The sequence below is a fragment of the Eudoraea chungangensis genome, from assembly GCF_029360665.1.
Classification (GTDB): Bacteria; Bacteroidota; Bacteroidia; order Flavobacteriales; family Flavobacteriaceae; genus Eudoraea; species Eudoraea chungangensis.
The window spans coordinates 1-26,891 of the sequence record NZ_JARDUB010000001.1 but is presented as its reverse complement, the minus strand read 5'-3'; the positions used below and the strand labels follow the sequence as shown (position 1 = coordinate 26,891).

25 protein-coding genes are annotated in these 26,891 nt (G+C 36.4%); 10 read left to right on the top strand and 15 right to left on the bottom strand.

Annotation, left to right across the window (positions count from 1 at the left end; translation table 11 throughout):
* The first annotated feature begins 8 nt into the window (after nt 1-8).
* A complete protein-coding gene (locus tag PXG98_RS00125) occupies nt 9-968 on the top strand; it encodes a GSCFA domain-containing protein (RefSeq protein WP_276388241.1) in 960 nt (319 codons plus the stop codon).
* Nucleotides 965-1,579, top strand: a complete 615-nt coding sequence (locus PXG98_RS00120; protein ID WP_276388240.1) for a DUF4230 domain-containing protein — start codon at nt 965-967, stop codon at nt 1,577-1,579. Before PXG98_RS00125 ends, PXG98_RS00120 begins: the two co-directional genes overlap by 4 nt.
* Nucleotides 1,580-1,595: 16 nt before the next feature.
* Here the strand turns inward: PXG98_RS00120 and PXG98_RS00115 are convergent, their stop codons facing one another.
* The 4 genes from PXG98_RS00115 to PXG98_RS00100 all read right to left on the bottom strand — a co-directional run bounded on the left by PXG98_RS00115 (nt 1,596) and on the right by PXG98_RS00100 (nt 5,493).
* Complete coding sequence (locus PXG98_RS00115) at nt 1,596-2,816, bottom strand: dienelactone hydrolase family protein (RefSeq protein ID WP_276388239.1); 1,221 nt, start codon at nt 2,814-2,816, stop codon at nt 1,596-1,598.
* 52 nt (nt 2,817-2,868) lie between these two features.
* On the bottom strand, nt 2,869-4,623 hold the full coding sequence (locus PXG98_RS00110; RefSeq protein ID WP_276388238.1) for an aromatic amino acid hydroxylase: 1,755 nt from the start codon (nt 4,621-4,623) through the stop codon (nt 2,869-2,871).
* Between the two features lie 60 nt (nt 4,624-4,683).
* Nucleotides 4,684-5,265, bottom strand: coding sequence for a DUF4136 domain-containing protein (locus tag PXG98_RS00105; protein ID WP_276388237.1), 582 nt, complete (start codon nt 5,263-5,265; stop codon nt 4,684-4,686).
* Nucleotides 5,266-5,334: 69 nt separating this feature from the next.
* The gene (locus PXG98_RS00100; RefSeq protein ID WP_276388236.1) at nt 5,335-5,493 is read right to left on the bottom strand and encodes a C1orf53 family protein; all 159 of its coding nucleotides are present in this window, start codon (nt 5,491-5,493) and stop codon (nt 5,335-5,337) included.
* A 176-nt stretch (nt 5,494-5,669) separates the two neighbouring features.
* Here PXG98_RS00100 and PXG98_RS00095 point away from each other — a divergent pair, with 176 nt between their 5' ends.
* Genes PXG98_RS00095 through hemL form a run of 4 tightly spaced genes read left to right on the top strand, consistent with a single transcriptional unit; the run spans nt 5,670 to nt 9,047 of the window.
* Entirely contained in the window at nt 5,670-6,002 is a 333-nt protein-coding gene (locus tag PXG98_RS00095; protein ID WP_276388235.1) for a hypothetical protein, read from the top strand.
* 14 nt (nt 6,003-6,016) lie between these two features.
* Nucleotides 6,017-6,919, top strand: a complete 903-nt coding sequence (locus PXG98_RS00090; RefSeq protein WP_276388234.1) for a 1-aminocyclopropane-1-carboxylate deaminase/D-cysteine desulfhydrase — start codon at nt 6,017-6,019, stop codon at nt 6,917-6,919.
* Nucleotides 6,916-7,740 (top strand): glucosaminidase domain-containing protein, encoded by an 825-nt coding sequence (locus PXG98_RS00085; protein WP_276388233.1) that lies wholly within the window; start codon nt 6,916-6,918, stop codon nt 7,738-7,740. The genes PXG98_RS00090 and PXG98_RS00085 overlap by 4 nt, the downstream gene beginning before the upstream one ends.
* A gap of 5 nt (nt 7,741-7,745) precedes the next feature.
* Entirely contained in the window at nt 7,746-9,047 is a 1,302-nt protein-coding gene (gene hemL, locus PXG98_RS00080; RefSeq protein WP_276388232.1) for a glutamate-1-semialdehyde 2,1-aminomutase, read from the top strand.
* Between the two features lie 49 nt (nt 9,048-9,096).
* Here hemL and PXG98_RS00075 read toward each other — a convergent pair whose 3' ends face one another.
* Together PXG98_RS00075 and PXG98_RS00070 are read right to left on the bottom strand one after the other, a co-directional pair.
* On the bottom strand, nt 9,097-9,549 hold the full coding sequence (locus PXG98_RS00075) for a hypothetical protein (protein ID WP_276388231.1): 453 nt from the start codon (nt 9,547-9,549) through the stop codon (nt 9,097-9,099).
* Between the two features lie 204 nt (nt 9,550-9,753).
* The gene (locus PXG98_RS00070) at nt 9,754-9,933 is read right to left on the bottom strand and encodes a hypothetical protein (protein ID WP_276388229.1); all 180 of its coding nucleotides are present in this window, start codon (nt 9,931-9,933) and stop codon (nt 9,754-9,756) included.
* A 567-nt stretch (nt 9,934-10,500) separates the two neighbouring features.
* On the opposite strand from PXG98_RS00070, the gene PXG98_RS00065 reads away from it, so the two are divergent.
* Entirely contained in the window at nt 10,501-11,130 is a 630-nt protein-coding gene (locus tag PXG98_RS00065; RefSeq protein WP_276388228.1) for a hypothetical protein, read from the top strand.
* A 106-nt stretch (nt 11,131-11,236) separates the two neighbouring features.
* On the opposite strand, the gene PXG98_RS00060 is transcribed toward PXG98_RS00065, so the two are convergent.
* The 5 genes from PXG98_RS00060 to PXG98_RS00040 all read right to left on the bottom strand — a co-directional run bounded on the left by PXG98_RS00060 (nt 11,237) and on the right by PXG98_RS00040 (nt 17,775).
* Nucleotides 11,237-12,670, bottom strand: a complete 1,434-nt coding sequence (locus PXG98_RS00060) for an SLC13 family permease (protein WP_276388227.1) — start codon at nt 12,668-12,670, stop codon at nt 11,237-11,239.
* Between the two features lie 88 nt (nt 12,671-12,758).
* Nucleotides 12,759-14,159, bottom strand: a complete 1,401-nt coding sequence (locus tag PXG98_RS00055; RefSeq protein WP_276388226.1) for a PKD domain-containing protein — start codon at nt 14,157-14,159, stop codon at nt 12,759-12,761.
* Nucleotides 14,160-14,289: 130 nt separating this feature from the next.
* A complete protein-coding gene (gene lysS, locus PXG98_RS00050) occupies nt 14,290-15,981 on the bottom strand; it encodes a lysine--tRNA ligase (protein ID WP_276389246.1) in 1,692 nt (563 codons plus the stop codon).
* 84 nt (nt 15,982-16,065) lie between these two features.
* A complete protein-coding gene (locus PXG98_RS00045; RefSeq protein ID WP_276388225.1) occupies nt 16,066-16,626 on the bottom strand; it encodes a thioredoxin family protein in 561 nt (186 codons plus the stop codon).
* 102 nt (nt 16,627-16,728) lie between these two features.
* The gene (locus PXG98_RS00040; RefSeq protein ID WP_276388224.1) at nt 16,729-17,775 is read right to left on the bottom strand and encodes a helix-turn-helix domain-containing protein; all 1,047 of its coding nucleotides are present in this window, start codon (nt 17,773-17,775) and stop codon (nt 16,729-16,731) included.
* Between the two features lie 117 nt (nt 17,776-17,892).
* Between PXG98_RS00040 and PXG98_RS00035 the strand changes: the two genes are divergently transcribed.
* Together PXG98_RS00035 and lipB are read left to right on the top strand one after the other, a co-directional pair.
* On the top strand, nt 17,893-18,048 hold the full coding sequence (locus PXG98_RS00035) for a YqaE/Pmp3 family membrane protein (RefSeq protein WP_276388222.1): 156 nt from the start codon (nt 17,893-17,895) through the stop codon (nt 18,046-18,048).
* Between the two features lie 21 nt (nt 18,049-18,069).
* Nucleotides 18,070-18,771, top strand: a complete 702-nt coding sequence (gene lipB, locus PXG98_RS00030) for a lipoyl(octanoyl) transferase LipB (protein WP_276388220.1) — start codon at nt 18,070-18,072, stop codon at nt 18,769-18,771.
* Nucleotides 18,772-18,805: 34 nt separating this feature from the next.
* Here lipB and PXG98_RS00025 read toward each other — a convergent pair whose 3' ends face one another.
* From PXG98_RS00025 to PXG98_RS00010, 4 genes are all read right to left on the bottom strand, one after another.
* Nucleotides 18,806-19,492 carry a TapB family protein gene (locus PXG98_RS00025; protein WP_276388219.1) on the bottom strand — a complete coding sequence of 229 codons (687 nt, stop codon included), beginning with the start codon at nt 19,490-19,492 and terminating at the stop codon, nt 18,806-18,808.
* Nucleotides 19,493-19,495: 3 nt separating this feature from the next.
* Nucleotides 19,496-20,839: an OmpA family protein gene (locus PXG98_RS00020; RefSeq protein ID WP_276388218.1), complete on the bottom strand. Its 1,344-nt coding sequence runs from the start codon at nt 20,837-20,839 to the stop codon at nt 19,496-19,498.
* Between the two features lie 198 nt (nt 20,840-21,037).
* Nucleotides 21,038-23,491 carry a ribonuclease HII gene (locus PXG98_RS00015; protein WP_276388217.1) on the bottom strand — a complete coding sequence of 818 codons (2,454 nt, stop codon included), beginning with the start codon at nt 23,489-23,491 and terminating at the stop codon, nt 21,038-21,040.
* 100 nt (nt 23,492-23,591) lie between these two features.
* Nucleotides 23,592-24,191 carry a ribonuclease HII gene (locus PXG98_RS00010; protein WP_276388215.1) on the bottom strand — a complete coding sequence of 200 codons (600 nt, stop codon included), beginning with the start codon at nt 24,189-24,191 and terminating at the stop codon, nt 23,592-23,594.
* A 392-nt stretch (nt 24,192-24,583) separates the two neighbouring features.
* On the opposite strand from PXG98_RS00010, the gene PXG98_RS00005 reads away from it, so the two are divergent.
* A complete protein-coding gene (locus tag PXG98_RS00005) occupies nt 24,584-26,560 on the top strand; it encodes a putative porin (protein WP_276388214.1) in 1,977 nt (658 codons plus the stop codon).
* The last annotated feature ends 331 nt before the right edge of the window (nt 26,561-26,891 follow it).

Below are 26,891 nucleotides of genomic sequence, written 5' to 3'. Positions count from 1 at the left end.
GAGGAAAGATGAATCTACAAACGCAACTGCCTCTATCGCATGCTAAAAACAAAATAGACTATAAAAGTGAACTTCTACTTTTAGGATCTTGCTTTGTAGAGAATATTGGGCTAAAACTAAACTATTATCAATACCAAAGTATTCAGAATCCTTTTGGAATTCTTTTTCATCCACCGGGAATAGAAAATCTAATAAAAAGAGCTTTAGAAAACAACTTTTACGGAGAGGAAGACCTTGTCTTTAATGGGGAGAGTTGGGTTTGCTTTGATGCACACTCCCAACTGCGTTCTGATAGTAAATTGGAAATAGTTGGTCAATTAAATCAGGCCTTAAGAACTACGAATACCCAAATAAAAAAGGCATCGCATATTGTTATTACCTTAGGAACTTCATGGGTTTTTAGAGAAAAGAAAGGCGATAAATTAGTGGTAAATTGTCATAAAATGCCATCTAATTATTTTGAGCGAGAATTACTTAATCCTGGGCTAATTGAAGAAAGTCTGCGGCATATTATTTCCCTAATTCGAAAGGTAAATAAGCAGGTTTCCATTATTTTTACTATCTCCCCAGTACGACATATTAAAAACGGACTTGTAGAGAACCAGAGAAGCAAAGCGCATTTAATAACTGCCTTGGGGGCAGTTTTGGAGGAAGTGGCCGCTGAAAACATTTTTTACTTCCCGTCTTATGAATTGGTTATGGATGAACTGAGAGATTATAGGTTTTATGCAAATGATTTGATACATTTAAATGAGCTAGGGATAGAATATATCTGGGAAAAATTTAAATTCGTTTGGATAGCAGAGAATACTGCTAAAATCATGAAAGAAGTTGATCATATCCAAAAATCTATATCCCATAGACCTTTTAACGAATCTTCAAAAAAACACCAGAATTTTTTAAAGGTGCTAAAAGAGAAGATAAACGCTATAACCAAAGACTATCCTTTTATGACTTTTGACCTATGAGAAGAGTGCTGTTTGGCGTAATAATTACCCTGATGTTGGTTCTGGTTTTTAGGTCTTGCGTTGAGGGAAAAATTTACAAGAAGTCTATTGAAGAGAACTCTGAATTAATTCAGGAAGAGATAAAAAATGTATCTAAGCTAGTGGTAACAGAGGGTCATTTCTCTCAGGTATATACCTATAAAGACTCGAGAGAGTTATTTGGACCTCTGTTTACAGCAGATAAAAAGGCCCTGGTGGTTGTTAATGCCGAAGTACTTTTGGCTTACGACTTACGCCAATTAGACTTTCAATTAGATGAAGCATCAAAAACAATGAGTATAAGGAATATACCAGAGTTAGAGATTAAGATTAACCCGGATTTAGAATTCTACGATATAGACGCAGACTACCTGAATCCTTTTAGTGCAACAGATTATAATATTATAAAGCGGAATGTACGAAAATCTGTTTTAGATAAGGTGATGCTCTCTAATTTAAAGGCTAATGCAGAAGAGAGATTGTTAAGTGAGCTTTCCAAGTTTTACCTGCTTACTAATTCAATGGGATGGAAGCTTACCTATAGAAATGAAATTGTAAACGAAGGTTTTAGCCAAGACCTTATAAAGAATTAAGATATATTAAGGCAAATTAGTAAGGAAGTACTTTTTTCGCCCAGCGTATATATTGCTCCCAATCAAAATCCGTAACCTCATGTTTTCCACTTCGAATGTGATACGCTACTACATTTTGAATTGGTTCGTTTAGATTAGGCGGTGTTTTTTGAGTTATTCCTTCCAAGCCATATAGTTTATATACAGGACTGGCGTAAAATGCTGATAGAAATTCTCCTTTGGGATCTGCCCATTGGTCTTCTGAAGCACTGGCCACATATAGTGGTCTGGGAGCGATCAGGGATAATAAGCAATGTTGATCAAAGCTAAGAAGGTCTTCCGCATTATTAAATTGTTTATAATTTTCACAGAACCAATAGGGAAAGTTTGTGTTAATGGCTGCGATAGTTTCCCCAAATCGTCTCTTAGACAAAGCCGCTCCTCCGCAACCCGAATTATTAGATATAACTGCGGCAAATCTTGGGTCGCCAGCAGCTGCCCAAAGTGCTGCCTTCCCTAATCGGGAATGACCAAAGACAATTACCCTGGATGGGTCTACGTCCTCGTCTGTCTGTAAATAATCCATCGCTCTGCTTAATCCATAGGCCCAGGCTCCTATAGATCCCCATTCATCGGATGCAGGTTGTTTTTGATTTGGTTGGTAAAACAAGGCCTGTAATCCATCGGTTAAATCATTTTTATCTGGGTCAATTTCTCCGTAATAAATGGTGGCCAGGCCCATACCTGCTGCCAAAATCTTATCTATAGACCATCGATGCGCCCTACCGCCTCTACTTTTGCTATCCAAGGTATTGTTTTCTATCCCTAGCGATTGGTTATTTAGGCTCCAGGCACTGGAGATAAGTATTTTTTTGTCTTCCATTACGGTATGGTTGCCATGGAAGTTCAATCCTAAAAATACCGGAACTTTTTCTTGATCTTGGGGAAGGTAAATTAAAACCGTAAAGGATAATTCCTTATCATTTTTTTGAAGTCTTATTTCAATCTGTTTTCTATAGGCTTTACCATTTAATGCAGGTTTTTTTTCTTCAATTAACTTAAAAGAGATGTTATCTAGTGCAGCAGGAATTTTTCCATAAACCTCCCTTTCAAAAAAGCTTAAAATTTCGGATCGCCTTAGGTCCTCCCATTGTTTTCTATTTTTAATAGCCGTACCATTTAAAGATACCAAAGGATCACAAAGTTCAAAATCAGGAATTTGAGATTCCTCATAATTTACCTTGGATTGTGCACTCATATCAGTCAGATAAAATAAAATAAGCAAAAAGGCTAAACATCCTCTCATGGTTCTAATTAGGGATCATATTATTCTTTACTAAGGCTAATCCATCATCAATTAAATGTCCAAGTTTAGGATTTGAAAGCTTAATGGATTCTAAGTGTTTTACAATTTTTTCTGAAAAGCTTTTATCGCCGTTTAGTATTGCCAGTTCATATAATTCAACAGGCAAGAGCCAATCCGAAGGATATTCTTCTTTGAGAACATTAAAAACTTTATTTCTAGAAATAGTCCTATTTACTCCTTCGCGGAACTCTCTTATTTGCTGGTAATATGCACAAAGTTTTGCCTTTTCTTTGGTGCTGTCTTCCTGGATTGTCTCAGTGCTTATTTCGTGCGTTACCATTTTAAAGCTGCAGAGGTCTGCTGGTCCGTTGTAGGCAGATATTATCTTTTGCCCCACAGCCATATGGTAGAGGCCATCACTTGGTTCAAAAAGTACTTCATCTTTATGTCTTAAGGTGCAGTTTTCAAAGCTGATAAGGATAATCTTGCCCATTAGGTTTCGAGTTCCGGTTACTATTTTTCCGCTTAGGAACATATCTCCCTCAAATTCCAGTGAGATTGTTTCCCCTTCATAAATGTTATAGGCTTTTAGATCTCTTGGACTCATGTCTTCAATAGCAAGATTAATCCCTTTTAATTTTCCCAAAGGAGATCCAAAACCCTTTGGATGGTCGTCTATGCCATGGCCAACTAATTCTCTTTCTCGATACGCCAAAGCTGTTTCCTGTGTTGTCTGAACATATATCGCCTTGTTTTCGTGTGTAATCATCCTGGAAAATATTCCAGAAATCTGTAAGCCTGTACTTAACTCTATGGTCCCAAGCGCTTTGGCATTAATCAACTTTTCTAGTCCTTTTAAGCCCCCTTTTCTAAGCCCCATGGTATTGGCAAATTCCTCCAGAACCTGACTTAAATAAGCAAAATCAGGGGTAACAAAAAGCTGCGGTTGCGGCTGTGTAATGTCAAAAGCTGTATGTGCAGCCTCAATAGAATACGGAATTTTACTAACCTTATCGGTCATGCACCAGGCACTTTCCCCAATTGAAGAAAGCAGGCCGGCTCCATAGATTTTGGGATTAGATACTTCACCAATCAATCCATATTCTACCGTCCACCAGTGTAAATTTCGAATTAAAGCCATTTCCGAGGGTTCTCCCATGTTTTGCTGCAGGACCTCTATCTTTTCTTCCGCTTCTTTTATGGCTTTTTTTGTAGATCCGGAAGCCTCTTTAATTATTGATAAATAGCGTACCGCCTCATATAATTCATAATCTTTCTCGCTTGAAATTGCTTTGGAGCCAATTTCACCGAACCGTCGCAGGTATTCCGCGTATTCCGGGTTCGCAATAATGGGCGCATGTCCGGCACCTTCATGAATGATATCGGGGGCGGGTGTGTATTCTATATTTTCTAATTGTCTTATATCCGAAGCGATAACCAGAACATTGTAGGCCTGGAATTCCATAAATGCTGAAGGGGGTATAAAACCGTCTACAGCTACCGCAGCCCAGCCTATTTCTTTTAGAATTCTGTTCATTCCGTACATATTTGGAATTTGGTCTACGGAAATACCGGTCTTATTTAAACCTTCCAGATATGACGGATGTGCAACTTCGCTTAAATAGGCTACATTTTTTCGCATTACATAGCGCCATACCGCTTGGTCTATGGCAGTGTAAAGACTATAGTTTTGTGGCTTTATATACTGTTTTAGGTGATTGGGTAACTTGTCTAAAACAGGATTGCTATCAAATGTCATTCCTTGTAAGTTTAGTCTTCTAAAGGTACAAAAAAACCACCTTGTGAGGTGGTTTAAATATTAGTTGTCGACGTAGGCCTTCGGCGGATATTGGGTCATTATTTTGGCCACAATCTCTCTAATCCTTTTTTCCTTCTTTTCAATTTTTTGTCCGGTGTAGAGATCGCCAACACCTTTTCCCTGCCAAATGAGAGCTCTTTTCTTTTTATCTATTAAATCTATATAAAGAGCTCCTTCTGTTCTAGTGCTTACAGTTCCACCATAGTAGCCAGGCCATCCATAGGGCCCGTAATACCCGTAATAGCCGGGCCAGCCCCAACCCCAGCCATAACCGTATCCCCAGCCGCCGTTATAGACATTTACTTCTACCCTTTCATTGGTAAAAATACTCACTAAAACATCTGGGTCTTCCGACTTAATAAAGCCTTTATTACTCATTTCTTTCTCAATAGCTCGTAGAATTCGTTTTTTGTCTAAGTCTGAAATCCTCACCTTGTCTATCCCGGTTTTATAAAAAGCATAGGTTTTATAGTTGTTGAAATCAACCTCGGGATCATAGTCAGAAATAACACTAATAGAAGAACACCCTTGAAGAATTAATAATAAAAGTATAAAGGGAAATAATAAGCCAAATCGTTTCATAAGTCGAGCTTTAATAGGAGCAATTGTTTTTCTTATAAGCCTCAATTATCATGCCGAAAACACAAATATTTAAGACTTAATTTTACGTTCATTATATCCATACGGACAGTGCCTACAACCACTTTCGCAGCAATACCCTCTTTTTAGATGATATTGTTCTGTAAAAACTCGAAACCCTTCTTTAGAAAGGTAAAAATCTCCTTTTTCTGGGGGGATAATCTTTTTCATATCCAGCAAATTTAGAATATAAATGATAAACTGTTATGGATTCTGGAGCATAAAAAAATAAGCAACGCCTTAGTCATAATATGAATTAGGGCCAATTTATTGACCCTTTAGCCAAAAATTTGTTGAATGTAACTTCTAATTTTTATATTGGAAATTGGTCTAAAGCGTAATTGCCTATGATTGTAGTATTTAAGCATTTTTTTTACAAGAGTTATGTAGGTCTTTGTATATGGCCTTTTATAATTTTAAAAGAAGATAGTTTTAAATATGATGCAGTACTTGTAAATCACGAGCGAATTCATTTAGAACAACAAAAAGAATTGCTGATCTTACCATTCTACTTTTTGTACTTCATTGAATGGATGCTAAAAACAGTCTATTATTTGAATTCTTACAGGGCTTATGAGAATATTAGCTTTGAGAGAGAGGCGTATGCCAATGAGTGGGACTTGGATTATCCAGTCTCCAGAAAAACTTTCAGCTTTATTAAATACCTTTGGGATAATTAAAATCCCATTTTGCATTGATCCTAAATCAAAAGATAGATCTTCCAATTCTCAACAAAAAGGATGTAAGTCTCTATATTAAAAGAGAAGATCTAATCCATCCCTTGATTTCTGGTAATAAATTCCGAAAACTAAAATACAATCTGGTACAACTAAAGGCCCAGGGAAAAAATCAACTAGTTACTTTTGGCGGGGCTTATTCTAATCATATTGCTGCTACCGCCTACGCGGGAAATCTAAAGGGCGTAAAAACGCTTGGTATAATAAGAGGGGAAGAACTGCAATATATCTGGAAAGAGAATCCAACTTTGGAGAAAGCTGCTAGCAATGGGATGCAGTTTAGATTCGTGTCAAGGGAAGCCTATAAAGCGGCCCATCGCCATGTACTTTTAGAAGCCTTAAGAGAAGAAATAGGGGATTTTTATTACTTACCAGAAGGTGGTACTAATGCTTTGGCAGTACGGGGCTGTGAAGAGATTTTAACCAAAGATGATTCCGAATTTGATATTATTTCATGCCCTGTTGGTACCGGAGGAACTATAGCCGGATTAATCAACGCGGCAAGTCCACAACAAATGATTTTAGGCTTTCCTGCTTTAAAGGAGGATTTTTTAATGGAAGATATTTGTAAATTTGTAGAGAATAGCAATTGGAAACTCTGTAGAGAATACCATTTTGGAGGGTATGCCAAAGTAAATCATGAATTAGTTTGTTTTATTAATGAGTGGTCTGAAAAGCATGCACTGCCCCTAGATCCTGTTTATACAGGAAAAATGATATTTGGGTTAATAGATCTAATAGGTAAAGACTATTTTAAACCTAAAACAAAGATTTTGGCGATTCACACCGGAGGATTACAGGGTATTCACGGTATGAATCAATATTTACAAAAAAAGAATTTACCCTTGCTGAGTATATGAAAAAACTATGGATGCCTCTTTTGGTAGTATTTTTATTTCAAAGTTGTATTTCTAAAAAGAAAACTACCTATTCTAAAGATAATACCAAAGAATTGGTTAAAACAAAAAAGCCTTCGAAAAGGCCAGGAGAGAAGACTAAAGAGTTTAAAGAGGCCGTCTCTTTTACAATTATCAAGACTACTTCCGTTGAGGAATATTTGGAAACCTATGCTCATATTGCGCAACAAGAGATGAAGGAATATGGTATTCCGGCGAGTATTACTCTGGCACAGGGTATCTTAGAAAGTGGCTATGGAATGGGTACGTTGACGCTTAAGACAAACAACCATTTTGGAATTAAATGCCATAACTCTTGGGAAGGTGAGTTCGCGTATCACGATGACGATGAAAAAGGAGAATGCTTTAGGAAATATAATCATCCTAAACTTTCTTTCAGAGACCACAGCATCTTTCTCAGTAGCAGAGCACGCTATGCTTCCTTGTTTGATTTGCGAAGAGACGACTACAAAGCTTGGGCTAAAGGGTTAAAGAAAGCAGGCTACGCAACAGATAATAAATATCCCCAGAAATTAATATCCTTTATTGAAAGATATAATCTTCAGCAATATGATAAAGCTGTTCTAAAGGGCGGATTAGTGGTAAAGCCTGAACCCAGGAAGTACGATTACAGAAGTCATGTTGTAAAAAAGGGTGACACGCTCTATTCCATTTCCCGGACTTACTTCATGTCCGTAGATGAAATAAAGAAACTCAATAACATGAACTCGAATAATCTCGCTGTAGGACAAAAATTGAAGATAAAATCCCGTAGACTTAAATAATAAGAATGATTTATAAAAGAAGTAGTGCTCTTTTTGAAGAGGCTAAACGTTATATTCCCGGAGGAGTTAATTCCCCAGTTCGAGCCTTCAAGGCGGTTGGAGGGAATCCATTATTTGTGAAGAGAGCGAAAGGGGCATATTTAATTGATGAAGATGGCAACAAATTAATAGACTTTATTTCTTCCTGGGGCCCATTAATTTTAGGTCACGCATTTCCACCAGTGGTAGATGCTATTACCGCAAAAGCAAAGCTGGGAACTTCTTTTGGTATTCCAACGGAGATTGAAACAGATTTGGCACGTTTGGCAGTTAATATGGTGCCCAATGTTGATAAAATTAGATTTGTAAATAGTGGAACGGAGGCCTGTATGAGCGCAATTAGACTGGCTCGAGGATTTACAGGCAAAGATAAAATTATAAAGTTTGCAGGATGTTACCACGGGCATTCCGACTCTTTTTTGATACAGGCCGGAAGTGGAGCAGTAACTTTTGGAAGTCCAAACAGCCCGGGGGTAACAAAGGGAACTGCCAAAGACACTCTTTTAGCCAAATACAATGATTTAGAAAGTGTTCAGGAAATTATAGATGCAAATAAGGATGAAATAGCAGCCATAATTATAGAGCCCGTAGCGGGTAATATGGGATGTATTATACCCAGGATGGAATTTATAAATGGCCTTAGAGAATTGTGCACACAGGAAAGAATACTTTTAGTATTTGATGAGGTAATGACCGGATTTAGACTCGGTGCTGGAGGTGCCCAGGAAGTTTTGAGTATAAAGGCCGACATTATAGCTTTTGGAAAAGTAATTGGAGGAGGTCTACCCGTAGGGGCTTTCGCAGCCAGGGAAGAAATTATGGCATATTTGGCGCCGGATGGGCCGGTCTATCAGGCGGGCACTTTAAGTGGAAATCCCTTGGCGATGAGCGCAGGACTTGCCATGTTAACGGAACTAAATAACAACAGGGGCGTTTTTCAAAGTCTAGCAGAAAAGACCGAATATTTGCATATGGGAATTGCTAAGGTTTTGAATAACCATAGTATTCCTCATAGGATTAATCGCTTTGGCTCTATGATATCTGTTCACTTTACGAAGGATGAGGTTTATGACTTTGATTCAGCAGCCAAGGGGAATAATGAAAGATTTAAGGCATATTTTCATGGAATGTTGTCGGAAGGCGTTTACTTACCTCCAAGTGCTTTCGAAAGTTATTTTTTGAATGACGCTTTGAGCTATGATGATTTGGATTTTACTATAGCTGCCTTAGAAAATATTGCTCCTAAGCTGGCCGATATAATTGTTTAAAAAGTATAAACGGGATTTTTCTTATCCCGTTTATATTTGGGTAATATTACTAGCCGCGCCTCCCACGGTCCTTTCTCTGGTGTTGACGATGTCTCTTTATACCTAATTCTAATCGCAATTCTTCCCATTTTGCATATTGGTCCTTGGATAAGATCGTTTTTACCTTCTGTTTAAAAGCGATCATTTTATCTAGACGCGCGTTTCGTAAGGCAAAGATTTCATCTGTACTCATATCCTTCTTAGCCCTCTTGCCAGTTCCGAGGTTCATTTCATTTTTTAATTGTTCCTTTTCCTGAATTTTTTGTAATTCTAATGATTGGAACTGTTCTTGTTGTTTCTCACTCAGATCTAAGGCCAATGTCATTTGTTTTGCTTTAATAATAGCCTTTTGTTCATTGGTCATTTCGTTATGCCTCTCTTGGACCCTCTCTCTAAAATCCATTTCTTGGGCATTTGTAGAAAATACTAAAAGGATCATTGGAATTAAGAATACTCTTTTCATTGTTTAGATTTTTATGATTTATACACCTTGGACCAACTTTTATTTGGAGGGTTTAATACAGTAGCTGTTTTTAAGCATATATTAACAGTTTTTTCTCCGGAGAGTGGACCAAGAGATATTTTAGTCTATGGCAGTATTAAAAAAAAAGAGCACTATTTTTAATTAGTACTCCTTAGGTTGCTTATATAAGTTGAAGGGTTTGGTCTACTCCAGTTCTTTTAATATTTCTTCTGTCGCTTTTTTCAAATTTTCGTGGGAAATTCTTACCTCTTCTAAAGAGGCGTAGTTTTGATCATTTGTAACTTCGTTAAAATAGTTATGGTAAACCAAAGATGCCAGAACGAAGCAGGAAAGGAATAGAAGACTTTTGATTTTGTAATTCATAATCTCGGGGTTTTAGTAGTATCTAAATTATGTTTCAAAATGCTAAAAACATGCAGATTGTTGTGAAATCGTGTATTATATGCCTCAAAAAGCTTGAATATGTGGTTTCCATAAATTAAAATGTAAAAAGGCCGAATCCTTAATTCCTTTCATCGTAAAAATCCGCATTAAATCGATAATGATTAACCGGAATTGGTCTTTAGCCTTTCTCTTTAGATACTACTGAAGATTGAATTAATCTGCTAAGTACTGGGCAAGGTGTTGAGAAGGGTCTCTTTAGATACTGTTGATTTCGTAGCAATAGGTGAATTTTAGTTCCATAAAAGAGTTAAAACTGCCTGGTTTATAGGTAAAGCTTTGTTAATTAATTCATAAGAATATTTTTTGAGCTATTTTTTTAAAATTATATAACATGCTGTAAATCAATATTTTAAATAATAAAACCAACCTAATATCACTAAGAAAATTTAATTTATTTCTGTTAATACAAAACTTTTGCTGTAACAATTTATTTTTTAGTCCGTCTTATAAGCAAACAAAATCAACAACAAAAAAACAATAATAAAGATGAATAAAATAGTAGTTTTGTGTGGACTTGTTATGCTGGGCATAACTACCACTCCTCAAGAAAATAATATCCCTGAAAATTGTGATAATGAAGCCAAGCTAACAAATGTTATGCTGGTTGAACAAAGTACAAATCCTCTGCAAGCTAATTTGGAAAATTCGGTTTGGGATGCTCCAAAATTGGTAACGAGAGTAGAAGCGGTTTCTTCGGAATTGGATATAAATGAAATAAAATATATTGAAGAACAGCAAGATTTTGAATTGGGCTTCGATACTAAAGAATATTTGCCTAAGGATTTTGATCCGAACACTGCTTACTTTGATTTGAATTCTGTGACTTATTTAGAAGAGAGTTCCTCAGATTTAGGTTTTGATTCTGCAGCGTATTTGCCGGCAAACTTTGATCCTTATGCCTATCCTGAGCATATAAGTGGATTTAACTACATAGAAGAGGAAGATTTGTCCTTAGGTTTTGATACAGCCTCTTACCTTCCTGTACATTTCGATGCACATGAATTTTATTTCGATTTAGACTCTGTGGAGTATATTGAAGAGGAGGAAGAAATAGATTTTGAATTAGCTGCTGAGTACTATTTGCCTTCTGCAGACGCTGTACCCAGCTCAAAATAATAAGCTGATAGAAGATAACCTTTTTCTATCGATTTATTGGGTTAGTCACCTTAAGCCTTTGCTTTAGCAAAGGCTTTTTTGATTTATAAATCCATGGACCTTTTTTTTAGAAAAGCAGAGGAATTACAAACTGAAAAAGTAAAATTAGAAGTCCAACAGCGATAAGATTTAGTATTATGCCAACTCTTGCCATTTGGGAGACCTTTATATAGCCACTGGCAAAAACGATAGCATTAGGAGGGGTTGCCATTGGTAACATAAAAGCACAACTACTGGCAATAGTTACGGGAATTAGAAGATATAATATAGGAACATCGAGACCTATGGCTATTCCCGCCACTACAGGAGCTAAGACGGCTACCAGTGCAACATTGCTCATTAGTTCTGTCATAAATAACATTAAGAGTATTAATAAGCTGGCCGTTAACAAAATACTGATATCACTGCTAGCAATTAGTTCGGAAACCATTCCTACAATACCACTTACCGACATTGCTTTGGCAAGAGCTAAACCTCCACCAAATAAAATAAGTATGCCCCAGGCTAGGTTTTTGGTATCGGACCATTGAAGAATAAATTCTCCTTTACGAAGTTTAAACGGGATGGAAAAGAGTGCGATTGCTGCAAACATACTGATGCTCGTGTCCGAAAGGGCGAGCCCCGGGATTAACTTGTTTAATAGGGTTCGGAAGACCCATAAAAAGACGGTAATACCAAAAATTCTAAGAACCATTTTCTCCTTGCTGCCTAAAGGGCCAAGTTTTTTGAGCTCCCCTTCAATAACCTCTTTAGATGCATGGAATTGTAGTGCTCCATTGGGAAACATCCATTTCACAAGAACTACATAGCAAATGGCGAGTAAAATAAGTGAAAATGGCAGGCCAAGAGTCATCCACCGTAAAAAAGAAATTTCAATCTGGTACTCATTCTCTAATAGTCCAATCAGTATAGAGTTCGGAGGTGTTCCGATTACAGTTGCAATACCTCCTGCATTAGCAGAAAACGCAATGCCTAACATTACACTTAAGGCAAAATTTTTATCATTTTTTGTAAAGCCATCTTCGTCATCTATTAACAGATTAATTACGGACATTGCTATAGGAAGCATTACCACGGTACTCGCAGTATTACTAATCCACATACTTAAAGAGGCAGTAGCAATCATAAAACCAAGGACAACTTTGTTAGGAGTGGTCCCGGTAATTCTAATAATACTTAAAGCAATTCTCTTATGCAGGTTTACTTTTTCTAAAGCCAGGGCAAGGACAAAACCCCCAAAAAATAAGAATATTATAGGACTGCCATAGTTAGCTCCCACTTCCGTAAGAGGCATTACTTCTAAAAGAGGGAAGAGTAAAAGGGGAAGCAGTGCTGTTACGGAGATAGACACCGCCTCTGTAATCCACCATATTATCATCCAAACAGCCACAGCTATTACACCATTTGCCAGAGTGTTCCCCGGAATTATGGGAGGAAGTATATTAATTAAAAGAAAAAATATTGGACCACATAGTAATCCAAGTATACGAGAAGAGCTCATGTATTAAAATTTGAGCTCTAAGCTAGGTTTTTTGATTTAGTTTTAAAAGAAAACCTGAAGGCTTTGCCCTTTCTTTATGTCATAGCTGCTAATTTAGATTTATAAGGTTGAGGTTTTTATCTGCCTGTCCATACAAGAGAGCAATTTTCCCTTCAAGTTCATAACCAGCTATAAAAAACAGGTTTTCTTCTATTTCAACAATTTCTGGCGTAAAATTACCCGGGTAATTTATTGAATTAAGCGCAGTACCCGAACTATCATATTTCCGCAGGGCTTTATAACTAGATAATACAAAAGAATCTCCCAGTCCAACTAGTCCCTGAATGTTGCTGGAATTCTCAAAATACTCTATTTTAAGTAAGTTACCTTCTGAATCTGCTAGTAGAAGCTCTCCATTAGCATACATGGCAATGTTTCCATTGCTGAGTACTGTTAAATGATAGCTTCCATTTAAGTCGTTTGAAGAATTAACCATAGAAGACAATACAGATTCTTCGTATATTTTATGACTTATCACTTGCAAATCAGAATCAAAGAATACAAGCAGTGGCTTATAAGAGGTGATTTTAGGATTGCTTTCATTCTTGCTGAATACTGCACCAAAACCAATATATCCCGTACCATATGGCAGTAAATCTCCTAGCATGGAATCTGCCGGGCCAAACGCATTTAGACTAACTTGAAAAGCATCCCCCGAACTATTTCTAGTCTCTACAGCGGTCTTGTATATCCCACCATCTTCCTGTGTTCCGTAATACAAGTAGTTTACTCCTTCCGAAATAGATCCGTAAGAAAGTTTGTCAGCCGGACTTACACCATTCATAAAGGCCCACCCTTCATTGTAAGTAACCTCCTGTGATCCGTATAGACCATCTAAAGTTCTGGTAAACACAAAGTTCTTTGAATTGCTATAATACTCCACAAATGCGCTTCCAGATTCAAAAGGTTTGTCTGCCAGGTACTGTTTTGTGCTATTAAAATTTTCATCTATTTCATGATAGTAGAATTTTTTACCACCGGAGCCTTCCAGGTCTTCCTCTAAGAAAATGCCATAAAGCGCATTGCTGTTTGGATTAATTCCTATTTCTAATGGAATTATCTGAAATCCGGAGGCGATTTCGGGGTAAAAGAAAAAATCTTCTGCTACAGCCTCAATGACCTCTATTTGTTGGCTAAAAATGTCTGTTTCTTCTTGTTCATTAGAAGCTGTGAGAGAGATTGAATAATCTCCTGCCTTGCCATAAACTACGGTTGGGTTAGCCTCCGTTCTGGTCTCACCATTACCCAGATTGTAGCTATAGGTTGTAGCCCCAGAAGAGCAATTTGTGATCTCTAAACTCTCTCCGACTAATAGGTTGTTTTTTGTAAGAGAAAAACAGGCCTTAACATTAGTAACTAATGGGTCTTCTCCATTATCCGTTTGTCCGCCCTCTTTAGAACAAGAGAAGAGTAGTACTAAAAAAAAGGCATAAGGGTATAGTTTCTTCATAACAGCAGATTTGGGATCTACTACTTATAACGAAAAAAACACCAATTTAGTATAGGTAAAATGTGTCTGAAAAGGGCTTAAAAAAACATTAAATTATTGAAAATTAAGCACTTGAGAAAAAACAATAAGCTTATTCTATAAGTTTGCAAAGGAGGTTGTTTTCTGTCTTATGTACTTTTGTAAGACCTAGTTTGCCGAGATTTTTAATTCCTTTGTCCCAAGCCTTGTTGCTCAGGCCCGCAAGTTCTTTCAATTCTTGTAGAGGAAGTTCCCCTTTTGGTTTAAGAATATCAAAAATAATTTTTTCATTCTCACTTAAACTAATGGCTTTTTTTTCTGGTCGCATTTGAGGAAAGAACAAGACTTCTTGTATGGATACATTATTGGTTAATAACATTACTAATCTGTCTATTCCTATGCCTATCCCTGAAGTTGGCGGCATACCGTATTCCAGAGCCCTTATAAAGTCTTGATCTATAAACATTGCTTCATCATCACCTTTTTCAGATAACTTTAGTTGTTCTTCAAAACGTTCTTTTTGATCAATCGGATCGTTTAACTCCGAATATGCGTTGGCGATTTCCTTCCCATTAATCATTAATTCGAAACGTTCTGTAAGACTTGGATTGTCTCTGTGTTCCTTAGTAAGAGGACTCATTTCTTTCGGATAATCCGTAATAAAGGTGGGCTGTATATAATGAGGCTCACAAAATTCCCCAAATAGTTCGTCAATAAGCTTCCCAACGCCCATAGAATCATCCACTTCCATTTTAAGCTCCTTGGCTACTTTTCGTAGTTCCACTTCGTTTAATCCAGCTACGTCATAGCCCGTATGTTGTTTTATGGCATCTAAAATTGGAATTTTAGGATAGGGTGCTTTAAAATCGATAATTCTATCTCCAACCTGGGCTTTGGTAGTTTGGATACTGTCTAAGGCAACTTTTTCAAGGAGTTGTTCGGTCATTTCCATCATCCAATTGTAGTCTTTGTAAGCTACATATAGTTCCATGATGGTGAATTCTGGATTGTGCGTTCTATCCATACCTTCATTTCTAAAGTCCTTGGCAAACTCGTATACGCCGTCGAAGCCACCTACAATGAGTCTTTTTAGGTATAGTTCATTTGCAATTCTCAAATACAAGGGAATATCCAAAGCATTGTGATGGGTAATAAAAGGCCTTGCCGCCGCACCGCCTGGGATGGGCTGTAAGATTGGTGTTTCAACCTCCAGATACCCTTTTTCATTTAAAAACTCCCTAATGCTATTGGTGATTTTAGTCCTTTTTATAAAGGTATTTTTTACACTCGGGTTCACTACCAGGTCTACATACCGCTGTCTATAGCGCTGTTCGGCATCGTTAAACTCGTCGTATAAATTACCCTCGGCGTCTTTTTTAGGCAGGGGCAAAGGCCGTAAAGCTTTACTTAGAAGTTTAAAGTCTTTTACCAAAACGGTTTTTTCACCTACTTGGGTAGTAAAGAGAGTCCCTTCAATTCCAATGAAATCTCCTATGTCTAATAACTTCTTATATACTTCGTTGTATTTAGTCTTATCTTCATCAGGACATATTTCATCCCTGTTAAAATATATTTGAATTCTTCCTTCAGAATCCTGTAACTCCGCAAACGAAGCTTTTCCTTGTATCCTTCTAGACATAAGTCTTCCTGCTAGAATTACCTGTTTTCCTTCCACATAGGTTTCAGCTACTTGTTTAGATGTAGTATCTACAGGATATAAAGGCGCCGGATAGGGATTAATGCCTAAGGCACGCAGTTTCTCTAGTTTTTCTCTTCTTACGATTTCTTGCTCCGAAAGTTGCATAATTTCTCTATTAATTCGCAAAATTACACTTTTGTTCTTAACATTTACAAGCTGGGAGCTGTTTACTTAAACTAAGAAGCTCTTTTAATCGAAATGGAGGGATTTGGAATAGTTTGGAACGTATTTACCACCTTGGATTATGACTTTTGTATCAGCCTCTAGTGAGATAACAGGACTTTCAATTATTCTGTTAGTTTCTTTTCCATTTTTTAAAAATATTATGGTAGGAACCCTTTGAATCATTAAACCCCATTCTTCTCCATTTGGACTCTTCTTGTAATTCGTTCTTCTTCTGTCTACTCCAATAATCTTGATATTTTTCTCTGGAAATTCTGCAGCCTTTAAAACTTTGAGAAAACGAGGTATTTCCCTTTTGCTATCGCCGCACCAGGTTCCCATAAAGATTAATATTTTGTATTCTGCAAGTTCTTCTTTAACGGAATTTATCATTTCGGTATCAACCCCATAGTTATTGTAATTAGGATTGTACCAAGCTTTGTAATTCTCTGTAGTTAACCCTTCTGGAGTAATCCGTCCAACGAGATACGGAGTCTCATTATTTAAAGTGATTTCTCGATTAAACTCTTGGGAATATGTCAAATTTATAATGAGAAAGAATAGATATAAAAAAGTCGTAGGATTCATATGTTATGTGTTTTATAATGAAGCCTAAAGTTCTTTAATAAAATAAGTAAACTACTGGATGCAGGGTGGAAATGAGTACTAGACCCACGGTGGATTTTGAGTCTATGAGAAGAGTTTTCTTATTTCTTCTCTTGAGCTAATGTTTAATTTCTTGTATAGATTGTTTATATGTGTTTTAACAGTACTGAGGCTTATAAACAATTCAGATGCGATTTCTTTGTTTGTCTTGTCTAACAGAATTTGATTAACAATGTTCTTTTCTTGCGAAGTAAGTTGCTCAAGAGCAAGACTTTTACGATTTATTAATGTATTACTTTTCTGCCGGAGAAAGTAAATATTTAAAAGGAAGGATAACATAAGAAGAATAAGTAAGATCCATACCCAGGGAATAGGTTTTTGGAATGAAATAAGATTCTGGTCTGCCTTAATTTCTTTCAGGTAGAATTCTGTGAATACAGCTTTTTCGTACTTGCTTTGTAATCGCTCTCCTAATTCTTGGTAATAATTGTTTTGAGAAATATCTTTTAGATAGTAGGAATAGGTTTCATTTCGTTTATCCGATAAAAAATCAAATATATAGAGCTCCGCTAGTGGCTCTTCTGTTTTTTTTCCAAATTCCTGTAAATTAGCATACCATTTCTTCGTATTTAAATTGCGGCTGGCTTCTGTAGGAAAATCATAGAAGTCTAGGGCCATTTCCTCTTTTAGAACATCTATTTCGAGGAAAGCCGAAGACTTGTCGTTGGTTGAGGCTAAGTCGCATAAAACTTCATTTTCAAAAGTCATAGGGAAACTAATCGTATCCTTATTGTTCGCTATAAATAAGATGCTTTGGGTACTTTCACAACTCTTAAAAAGATGGTTGGGTTCTAAATCGGTCTTTTTACATCCATCGATATGAATTCTATAGACACGATTGTCTGTGGGCAAATCATTTCCTTTAAAATAAAAAAACCCTGAAGAATCAATTTTTGTTCTTTTAATAATTTGCTCAAAATAAGGTCTTGAAAACTTTCTATAATCTTCAATAAGAGATAAATAAATAGTTTTATCAGAAACACTTTCTACAATTTGACCTTCGAATAAGTACTGTGAATTGCCGTTAAGGCAAATCGATAGAAGAGTTACAAGAATTATTTTTCTGTGCATTCCAAGGAATCTTAGACTCTTTCAAAAGTAAGTGAATTTGTAACAAATTACTTATTTTAACGACATATAATTACACCACAATAGTAATTGGTGTTACATCAATCAAATTAAATTATTATGAGCTTTTTTAGAGTATTATTAGCGATACTTTTTCCTCCTCTTTCTGTAATCGGTAAAGGTTGTGGCTCCATTTTCATTGTTTTTTTACTCACACTCTGCGGCTGGGTGCCGGGAGTAATTGCAGCCTTAATTATTCTTAATAATCCTAATTGATTCGTCTTATCTTTGCACAAGATGAATAAACTAGTTGCATTTAAAGATTTAGGAATAAAGGACTATCAGGAAACTTGGGACTATCAAGAATCTGTATTCCAGGATATAGTTGATATTAAGATTAAAAATCGACGTGAAAGTGCGGGCTTAGAAACTCCGAATCATTTGTTATTTGTAGAACATCCCCATGTTTATACCCTTGGTAAAAGCGGAGATTTTAGTAATTTGCTTTTGGGTCAGGCAGAACTTAAGGCCAGGAATATCGACTTTTACAAGGTTAATAGAGGTGGAGATATAACCTACCACGGCCCAGGACAGATCGTAGGATATCCTATTTTAGATCTGGATAATTTTTTTACGGATATTCACAAATACCTTCGCTTTTTAGAAGAAATGGTGATTTTGACCCTGGCAGAATACGGTTTGGTAGGGGAGCGATCTGAGGGTGAAACAGGGGTTTGGCTAGACGTAGGAACTCCCTTCGCCCGAAAAATTTGTGCCCTCGGAGTGAGAGCAAGCAGATGGGTTACAATGCATGGGTTTGCCTTGAATGTAAATACGGATCTAGCCTATTTCGACTATATGATTCCCTGTGGTATTAAAGACAAGGCCGTAACCTCCTTACATCAAGAATTGGGAAAAGAAGACATACCTTTGGAAGAGGTAAAACAAAAGTTACTACGTCATTTTCAAAATCTATTTGAGGTAGAATTTAAGGGGTAATAAGATAGAATCAATAGGATCGGAGTGAGGTGTATTAATCTGTCCTCGCGGTTAAAACACTGCTCGCCATAAGCTTGCCATTTTTATTATAACTTTCTTGTTTCACCATGCCAATATCTTCCGCTAACCAAAGTCTAGAGCTTAAACTCTGAGTAGAAACCATCATTTTGGTTTTGTTCTCACTAAAAAGTACAAAGCAGTCAAATGTGCCGGCAGGAGTAGTAATAGTCTCTTTTTTTTCAACCTTCCTATTGATCATGTCTACAGATGAGTTCATACTCATTCCACTCATATTAATTTTTATGGTAATATTGGCATCTTCTAATTCCTGACCAACACCTAGATCATTTGGTAATTCAATATCTGTTCCACTTATTTCCATATCCATCTCCCCAAATTGTTCCAACATCTGGCTCGATAAGAGAGACTCATAATCTATGGTAACAATATTGCCACTGCAAGAATAGGAATAGCCAGAAGTAAATAATTCCTTGCCTTTTTCATCCCTATAATGCATTTGCATTTGTGCCGTACTTGTGTTAGTGTCATTTTTTACTTCTATAATCGTGTAGGCCACAGTTCCATCTACTTTGCCTTTGCCATTATAGGAGGTGTATTCCATGGTAACTCCCTCTTGCATGGGATAGTATTGACTACAATTCTGCGCGCTTATTGGAACTAGACTAAAAAGACATAATCCAAGTAATAAATTTTTAAACATAGTTTATATTTTAATGAATTCTACTCTTCTATTTTGGGCTTTACCATCTTCCGTTTTATTGTCATGCAGAGGTTCCGATTCTCCCTTGCCTTCTGCAACTAATCTTTCGGATGATATGCCATATAAACTAACTAAGGCATCCACTACTGCTTGAGCGCGTTTTTCGGACAAACTGAGATTAGAAGCCTCGTCTCCATCGGCGTCTGTGTGTCCGATTATCTTTAAATTCATATCGCCTTCCTGGTTTAATACCTGGGAAATTTGTCGAATAATGCCCATCGATTGCGGCTTTATATTGGTAGAACCGGAATCAAACAAAATACCATTGGTGGAAACTTTTCCTTCAGAAATAAGGGTTCTTCTTAAATCCAAACCACCTTCATTGACTTTGACATTGGTTATAAATAAACGTTCTTTCCCATCTTTAAAATTATCTACATGAAACTTTAAGGTACTTAACACTCCTCCATTGGGAATCATTCTCGGAATATCCACATATTTTTTTTCGTTCACCCACAGGCGATAGCGCTGCTTATTCACGGCAATAGAGATGTGGGGTCTGTTTAAAACAGCTTCCCGTATATCCGCTGTCACCGTATTTTTAATCCCTCCGGAACTTTTATTGATAACATTGGCGACCCGGATACCAAAGGCAGCATACTGTCCAAAAGGTATCCAAGCGTGGGCATAATTAGAGCCTTGTTCAAAATTAGCGTCATCACTTAAAATTACCTGTAATTGTGCAGTGGAAGAGGTTTTGTTGTCAAGGCCGTAGGCCATTAAGTCGAACTCAATAGTGTATTCCTCTGGTAGACTTGGTACATCCGGAATATATAAGACCTTGTAGCCAGGAAGTAGTTCTAACCATTTTTCTGGGGAATCATTTAAGGTAATTATTTCTCCACTGCCGTTTGTATTCCATTTGGAGGGGAAGTCCCCAATAAATTCTTTTTCAAAAGCATCGAAGAATAACGGTTTATCCCCGGGCACAAAATCGAATTTGCTATATACCTTCATGGAGGCCGGATTTTCCTCATTATTATCTACCTCAGAGGCTCCCATTGCAGCCATATCATTTCCATTTTGCACACCCGAATTACCACTTTGCATACCCGTTTCACCCTTTTTATTTTGGCTGCCCTTCTTGCCTGGTTCTAATATACTATCCAAGACCTGATCTGTTCTCTTGGCCGTTTCTTTTTCAACACGCCTTTGTACAGTTCTTTCTGCCGCACGCTCTGCGGCCTTACCTAATTTTTTTAATAATTGTGCGTTCATTTCTGGAGTACAAAAAAGACTTAAGAGAAGTATAAAGCCAAAGCGATGCACTTGAGACGATTTTTTCATTTTCTTAATGGTATTAAAGTTTTCAAGAAATATTCTCAACTAAAGATAGGGAATTATCTTGGATATTATTTGTGCTAAAAGACTTACAAATAGCTAATAATTAATGCTTTAAGATAGAAAAGTAGCCAAATTTACATATCAGTCAATATATAATGTATGCTTGGTAATTAAATATGTATGAATGGAGGAAGAATTAAATCAATTTATTTTATAAACTATAAGGGCATTGTCCTGTTCTTTGGTGACAATTTCAATTTTATTATCCTTATCGATATCGTGTAAATCTATCTTGTAGTTGCCAAATACTGGAAAATCTGAAATGGATTTACCAGCACTGTCAAATAAGTAGACTTTTCGACTTTGAATATCTGTTACACTGATATATATTTTGTTGTTGACATAAAAAAGCTGGGGTTTGCTATATACCCCCAATTCTAGGTTTACCTCATGTCCCCTAATCTGAAGTATATTTTCATTTTGTAATACAAAGGTTTTATTTGTAGTTATAATTCCGTGGTCTGAATTGGTAGCGAGTTTAGACTTTGTGATCTTTCCTTTTGGACTTATCGCGATTAAAGTACCTTTTTTATTGGTGGTCACGAAATTACCTTTAAAGAGATACGTCTCGTTCCCAGAAAAGTCGATTTTTTCTTTTACGTTTACCCTTGTTCTTCCCGTACGATTTAAAATCTTTAGGCTTCCATCTTCCAGCATAAAAACGATATAGTCTTTTCTGCCTATCCTGATGTGTTTGGGAGGCATTAGAACCTGGCTGTCGGCTTTGTTGTATTTAAATCCAGTGACTTTTTTCCCTTTGTTGTTAAACATGCTAATATTTGTGCCCTGAGAAATAACAAAGCGGTAATTCTTTTTGTTGTCGTAATCAAATACTGCAAGACCATTTAGATTTCCTCCTGGAAATTTCATGTCAAAGGGCTCCACTTCTTTACCATTTCTATCCAGTATAAGAAACTGGTCATTCGTGGTGAAAGCCAGTTGAAGTCGCTTGTTTTTATAAAGGTCTACCTGACTTATATCTCCTTGTATTCTACCTTGCAGTGTTTTTTTCCATAGAATTTCTCCCTTATTATTGATTAAGTAAAGGTTGTTGTCTATATCCTGAACTACTATTTCTTTTTCACCATTTCTGTGATTCAATACAAACTGCGGGTTCGTAGCCAAGTCACTTTCTAATTCAACTCGTAAGGCTATGGAGGTAGATAAAGATGTCTCTTCAATTTGCTTTTTTTGCATTACCAAATTGGTATGATAAAATCCTTTATCTGTAATTATTTGTCCGGCATAAACATAGTCTTTATCCATACTTTTGCCTAAATCTCTGTTTAACTGTAAAGAACCAAATTCGGTTAGTATTTCCTTTATTCCTTGACTATTACTAATAAATATCACGTTAGACTCATCTGACAGAACCGACATGGCACTCTTAAACAATGGATTTTTATCGAAGGTATTTGCTCTGGAGTTATCATCTATTATGGTCTTTATGGTCTTTAAGTCCTCAGAAAAAAGATAAGTGTTTTCCAGAATTGCATAATACTTGGGAATAAAATCGGTGAGCAAAGGCCGGAAATAGGAGACTAGAAAAGATCCCTCCGTTAATTGATATACCTCGTGGCCCTGATAACTAATCTCATTTCTTCGACGACCTTCTAAAAACGGATTAATTTCCTCTGTTCCATAGGTATGCAAGAAAACAGCTTTTTTGCCTTTTATTCGCAATAAGGACAGTTCGTCTACCGTATGAAAAATGCCTTCTATTGGATTCTCTAACTTAAGGTGTTCTTGTTGGTTTAAGGAAAATGTTTCGTGGTCGTCTATGGAAAAACTCAAAAATGCGTCCGTATCAAATGGTGCCGTGGCAGAATTACTTAAAGGTATGGGTTTCGAATTTCTAAATAAGTCTATAGTCTTTGGCAGGCTATCTTGCGACATAGAAATACCCCTGAAATGAACAAAATTTTCAGAACTATCAAAATCAAAAGTGACCCAATCTCCTATGCTCAACAATTTTTTATTAGCCTCTCCGCTAAAGGCATAGCTTGCTAGCCAAGATGATTGTTTTAGATTGATGTAAAATGAAGCTAACTTTTTAGAGCTATTACTGCCGTAGATTTTCAATAAGCTAGGCGATAAAAAGACTTCTTCTCGCTCAGACATTGCTTCGTTTAATAGGGAGACATCTGTACTTAATATGGTGAAACGCTTACTTTCGGCTAGATAATAGGTAGATGTATTGAGTTCTATTTTCTGATAGGTTGAAGCTCCAAAGCTGACGGACTCTTTTACAACCATACTATCCTTTGTCTGAAAAGTAAAAGGTTTTTCTATGATTAAAAGCAAGTTAATTAGGGAAGAATCTTTGGGATAAATACTGAGAAGGGCGCCTTTGTTTGTTTCTACTTCTTGTAAATCAGAAAGCTTTGTAAATAAAGAATCAGGTAGGTTGAGTTTTACACTAGTGGAGAATGGGCTGTTTTCCCAAGCCGCATTGTAGTCATTAATATGGTTTACTTTAATAAGTAGGGAAGGGTCTTGGGGTAAAAAATTAAAAAAAGATGCTGGTTTTTCCTTCTTCTTTTCACAGGCCCATAGACAGAAAATAAGAAGAAACCATGGTATTCTGTTGCGCATTGGTGATTCTTTACAGCAAATTTAAAACTTTAAAAAGTTATGTAAGAGTTCAGGACAGAATAAAGTTTGTTTCCTGAATTCTTAAGCTAAAAACCCTTTGTTATTTAAAGTCTAGGTGAAGCTGTTGTGGCAGAAGTTTAAAACTCTTACGATGGTATTTTGTTATTCCGTATTTTAGTATTGCAGCCCTGTGTTCCTTGGTGGGATATCCCTTGTTTTTTTTCCAATTATAAACAGGGTACTCTTCATGAATGGTATCCATATACTGATCTCGGTAGGTCTTGGCCAGTACGGATGCAGCGGCTATGCTTTCATAAATACTATCTCCTTTAACGATACATTTGTAAGGGATGTTTTTGTAGGGCTTAAATCTATTACCATCCACTATTATAAAAGACGGAGTTTCGTTAAGACCATTAATCGCTAATTGCATTGCCTGGATGGATGCATTTAGTATATTGATTTTATCAATTTCAGTTTGGTCTACAAAAGAAATTGCATAACTGATAGCATTAGTTTCAATAATTGGCCTTAGTAGTTGTCTTTTTTTTTCTGTAAGTACTTTGGAATCGTTAAGTAAGGGATGATGAAAATTGTCTGAGAGAATTACGGCAGCCGCAGTCACAGGGCCGGCCAAACAACCACGCCCGGCTTCATCTGTCCCAACCTCTCCAATAGAATTCTTGTAATACTTCAGCATGATAGGTATTTGAATTAAACAATTCTAAATATAGAGAAAATGCTTGATAAGGCGACTTTAGTAAACAGCCTTCCTAAAAGTTGAAATCTATGTATACGAAGATATCATACAATATGAAGTAAAGTAGCTTTCTTAAACATTTAGTTTTTTTGATGAACTAATTAAGATGCATTTGTTCAAAACCATTTACTTTTAACTCGAAATTTATTGCGTTTTTGTTCTAGAAAAAATTTTCACATTTACTTAGCAACAAAAAAATTAACTTTGTCCCAAGAGAACAAACAAGAAGAGTTTATTTTGACAATTATAAACCAAACTATTCATCAATTCATAAAAACACCCAATTTGGCCCTAAGTTTTGAATCCATCGATGTGAAAAACAAGTGTATAAAATGAGGTGTATTTTATTAGGGCTATCCCTTGTTTGTTTTACCTATGGCTTTTCACAGGTAGATTCTATTCCCCCAGTTGGGCAGGATACCGTGTTTCGAGCTCCTAAAAAAAAACCCAAACCCAAAGAATTAGATAGCGTTGGAATAACCATAGAGGATTACAAAATTATTTCACATGCCAGAGATACCACTTATTTAGACACAACCTTGTCTATTCAAAAGGAGTATAAATATAACTATTTGCGAAAGGATAATTTTGAATTAATGCCATTCTCAAATGTTGGGCAGCCTTATAATAGTCTGGGACATGAATTTGATAGAATTAATTTGTATCCATCTCTTGGCGCAACAGCAAGGCACTTTAATTATTTAGAGAGTCATGATATGACCTATTACAATGTTGCGACGCCCATGACGGATCTATTTTTTAAGACAACTTTTGAACAGGGTCAGCTTTTAGACGCTATGTTGACTTTTAATACTTCTCGTAGGTTTAATTTCTCTATTGCTTACAAGGGATTTAGGTCTTTAGGTAAGTACCAGTGGTCGCAGGTTAAGTCTGGTAACTTTAGGTCTACTTTAAACTATGTCACAGAAAACGGTAAATATAGAATTAGGGCACACTGGACTTCCCAGGAGATAGAAGGCGAAGAGAATGGTGGAATATCTAATAAGGAATTACAGTTTGAATCTAAAGATCCCGAATTTTCGGATAGATCCAGACTTGATGTATTTTTTACAGATGCGGAAAACAAACTTATTGGGAAAAGATATTACCTCGATCATCAGTACAGACTCTTTAATAAGGCTACTGATTCTTTGTCTTTAACAGATAACTATTTAGCACTTGGACATGTCTTTGCCTACGAATCCAAGAATTATCAGTTTGGGCAGACAAATGAAAATGAATATTTTGGAGAAGCTTTCCTTACTCCAATAAGTGATAGAGCCAATCTAAAAACTATGTACAATGAACTCAATGCGGAGTTCTCTAATGAGACTTTAGGTGTGTTAAAGGCTTTACTGGGTTTGTATAACTATAATTATTTTTTTAATAGCATAGTCATAAGTGAGGAAGGAGAGATCCCTAATAAACTTCAAGGCGAAGAAATTGCTTTTGGTGCACGTTATACGAAACAAATAGGAGGCTTTGCATTAGATGGGGGGGTTACATATGCGCTGAGTGGAGCACTTACGGGAAATATTTTTGATGCCACAGCTCGCTACCGTATTAACGAAAAGAATGTTTTGAGCGCTAGTCTTAACTCTTCCTCAAGGATGCCAGATTTTAATTACCTGCTTTATCAATCTTCTTACGTCAATTATAATTGGTTAAATACCAACCGCTTTGACAAGGAACAAATAAGTAGTCTTGGTGTCAGCTTTGATTCCCAATTCTGGGGTCTGCTAAGTGCAAAGTATACCACTACTAATAATTACACTTATTTTACTTCTTTAGCCTCAGACACTGAATTTGAGAACTCCCAAGAAAATGCGTTTATTACCCCGCTACAGGAAGATAATAGTGTTAATTACCTAAAACTTAAATACACCAAGGAGTTTCGTTACAAGAAATGGGCACTGGCAAATACTTTAATGTATCAGAATGTAAGCCAGACAAATCAAGTCTTAAATGTGCCTGAGTTTGTTACCAGAAATACCTTGTATTTTTCAACGGACGTTTTTAAAAGGGCGATGTTTTTGCAGACTGGTATTACCTTTAAGTATTTTAGTAAATATAATATGGATGCCTACAATCCCCTTTTAGCGGAGTTTTATACACAAAACAGAGAGGAGTTAGGCGGCTTTCCAATGCTAGACTTCTTTATCAATGCTAGGGTGAAATCTGCACGTATCTATCTTAAAGCCGAACACTTCAATTCTTCCTTCATGGAAAATAACTTTTATGCTGCTCCAAACTATCCTTATCGGGATTTCGTAATTCGGTTTGGATTAGTGTGGAATTTCTTCTCATAATCGGTTTTATACTAACTTTTTATTAGATAATATTTGATTGTCAGCGTTTTAGAGCTGATTTCCTCTCGAGGCGCAAATAGATATTAAGTAGTTAAGGTTTGTTTTATGAAAGAATCTCAATATTTTTTAATATTTAAAATATTGATAATCAAATAGTTATTATAAAAATTAAAAGAAGTTGAATTTTTTTTTCACTTAGGGTTGTGCAGGGAAAAAAAGGTGTTTATATTTGCAGCCGCTTAGGCAGGGATGTGATGTATAGATGGGGTAGAGTTTGAGCGTTAAAGGAAGTTCATTGACATATTGACAGACAGCGTTTCTTATATAGTTA

Excerpts from the sequence above, each read along its gene's own strand:
- PXG98_RS00125 (WP_276388241.1), top strand. The coding sequence starts at position 9 with ATGAATCTACAAACGCAACTGCCTCTATCGCATGCTAAAAACAAAATA.
- PXG98_RS00120 (WP_276388240.1), top strand. The coding sequence starts at position 965 with ATGAGAAGAGTGCTGTTTGGCGTAATAATTACCCTGATGTTGGTTCTG.
- PXG98_RS00115 (WP_276388239.1), bottom strand. The coding sequence starts at position 2,816 with ATGAGTGCACAATCCAAGGTAAATTATGAGGAATCTCAAATTCCTGAT.
- PXG98_RS00110 (WP_276388238.1), bottom strand. The coding sequence starts at position 4,623 with ATGACATTTGATAGCAATCCTGTTTTAGACAAGTTACCCAATCACCTA.
- PXG98_RS00105 (WP_276388237.1), bottom strand. The coding sequence starts at position 5,265 with ATGAAACGATTTGGCTTATTATTTCCCTTTATACTTTTATTATTAATT.
- PXG98_RS00100 (WP_276388236.1), bottom strand. The coding sequence starts at position 5,493 with ATGAAAAAGATTATCCCCCCAGAAAAAGGAGATTTTTACCTTTCTAAA.
- PXG98_RS00095 (WP_276388235.1), top strand. The coding sequence starts at position 5,670 with ATGATTGTAGTATTTAAGCATTTTTTTTACAAGAGTTATGTAGGTCTT.
- PXG98_RS00085 (WP_276388233.1), top strand. The coding sequence starts at position 6,916 with ATGAAAAAACTATGGATGCCTCTTTTGGTAGTATTTTTATTTCAAAGT.
- hemL (WP_276388232.1), top strand. The coding sequence starts at position 7,746 with ATGATTTATAAAAGAAGTAGTGCTCTTTTTGAAGAGGCTAAACGTTAT.
- PXG98_RS00075 (WP_276388231.1), bottom strand. The coding sequence starts at position 9,549 with ATGAAAAGAGTATTCTTAATTCCAATGATCCTTTTAGTATTTTCTACA.
- PXG98_RS00070 (WP_276388229.1), bottom strand. The coding sequence starts at position 9,933 with ATGAATTACAAAATCAAAAGTCTTCTATTCCTTTCCTGCTTCGTTCTG.
- PXG98_RS00065 (WP_276388228.1), top strand. The coding sequence starts at position 10,501 with ATGAATAAAATAGTAGTTTTGTGTGGACTTGTTATGCTGGGCATAACT.
- PXG98_RS00060 (WP_276388227.1), bottom strand. The coding sequence starts at position 12,670 with ATGAGCTCTTCTCGTATACTTGGATTACTATGTGGTCCAATATTTTTT.
- PXG98_RS00055 (WP_276388226.1), bottom strand. The coding sequence starts at position 14,159 with ATGAAGAAACTATACCCTTATGCCTTTTTTTTAGTACTACTCTTCTCT.
- lysS (WP_276389246.1), bottom strand. The coding sequence starts at position 15,981 with ATGCAACTTTCGGAGCAAGAAATCGTAAGAAGAGAAAAACTAGAGAAA.
- PXG98_RS00045 (WP_276388225.1), bottom strand. The coding sequence starts at position 16,626 with ATGAATCCTACGACTTTTTTATATCTATTCTTTCTCATTATAAATTTG.
- PXG98_RS00040 (WP_276388224.1), bottom strand. The coding sequence starts at position 17,775 with ATGCACAGAAAAATAATTCTTGTAACTCTTCTATCGATTTGCCTTAAC.
- PXG98_RS00035 (WP_276388222.1), top strand. The coding sequence starts at position 17,893 with ATGAGCTTTTTTAGAGTATTATTAGCGATACTTTTTCCTCCTCTTTCT.
- lipB (WP_276388220.1), top strand. The coding sequence starts at position 18,070 with ATGAATAAACTAGTTGCATTTAAAGATTTAGGAATAAAGGACTATCAG.
- PXG98_RS00025 (WP_276388219.1), bottom strand. The coding sequence starts at position 19,492 with ATGTTTAAAAATTTATTACTTGGATTATGTCTTTTTAGTCTAGTTCCA.
- PXG98_RS00020 (WP_276388218.1), bottom strand. The coding sequence starts at position 20,839 with ATGAAAAAATCGTCTCAAGTGCATCGCTTTGGCTTTATACTTCTCTTA.
- PXG98_RS00015 (WP_276388217.1), bottom strand. The coding sequence starts at position 23,491 with ATGCGCAACAGAATACCATGGTTTCTTCTTATTTTCTGTCTATGGGCC.
- PXG98_RS00010 (WP_276388215.1), bottom strand. The coding sequence starts at position 24,191 with ATGCTGAAGTATTACAAGAATTCTATTGGAGAGGTTGGGACAGATGAA.
- PXG98_RS00005 (WP_276388214.1), top strand. The coding sequence starts at position 24,584 with ATGAGGTGTATTTTATTAGGGCTATCCCTTGTTTGTTTTACCTATGGC.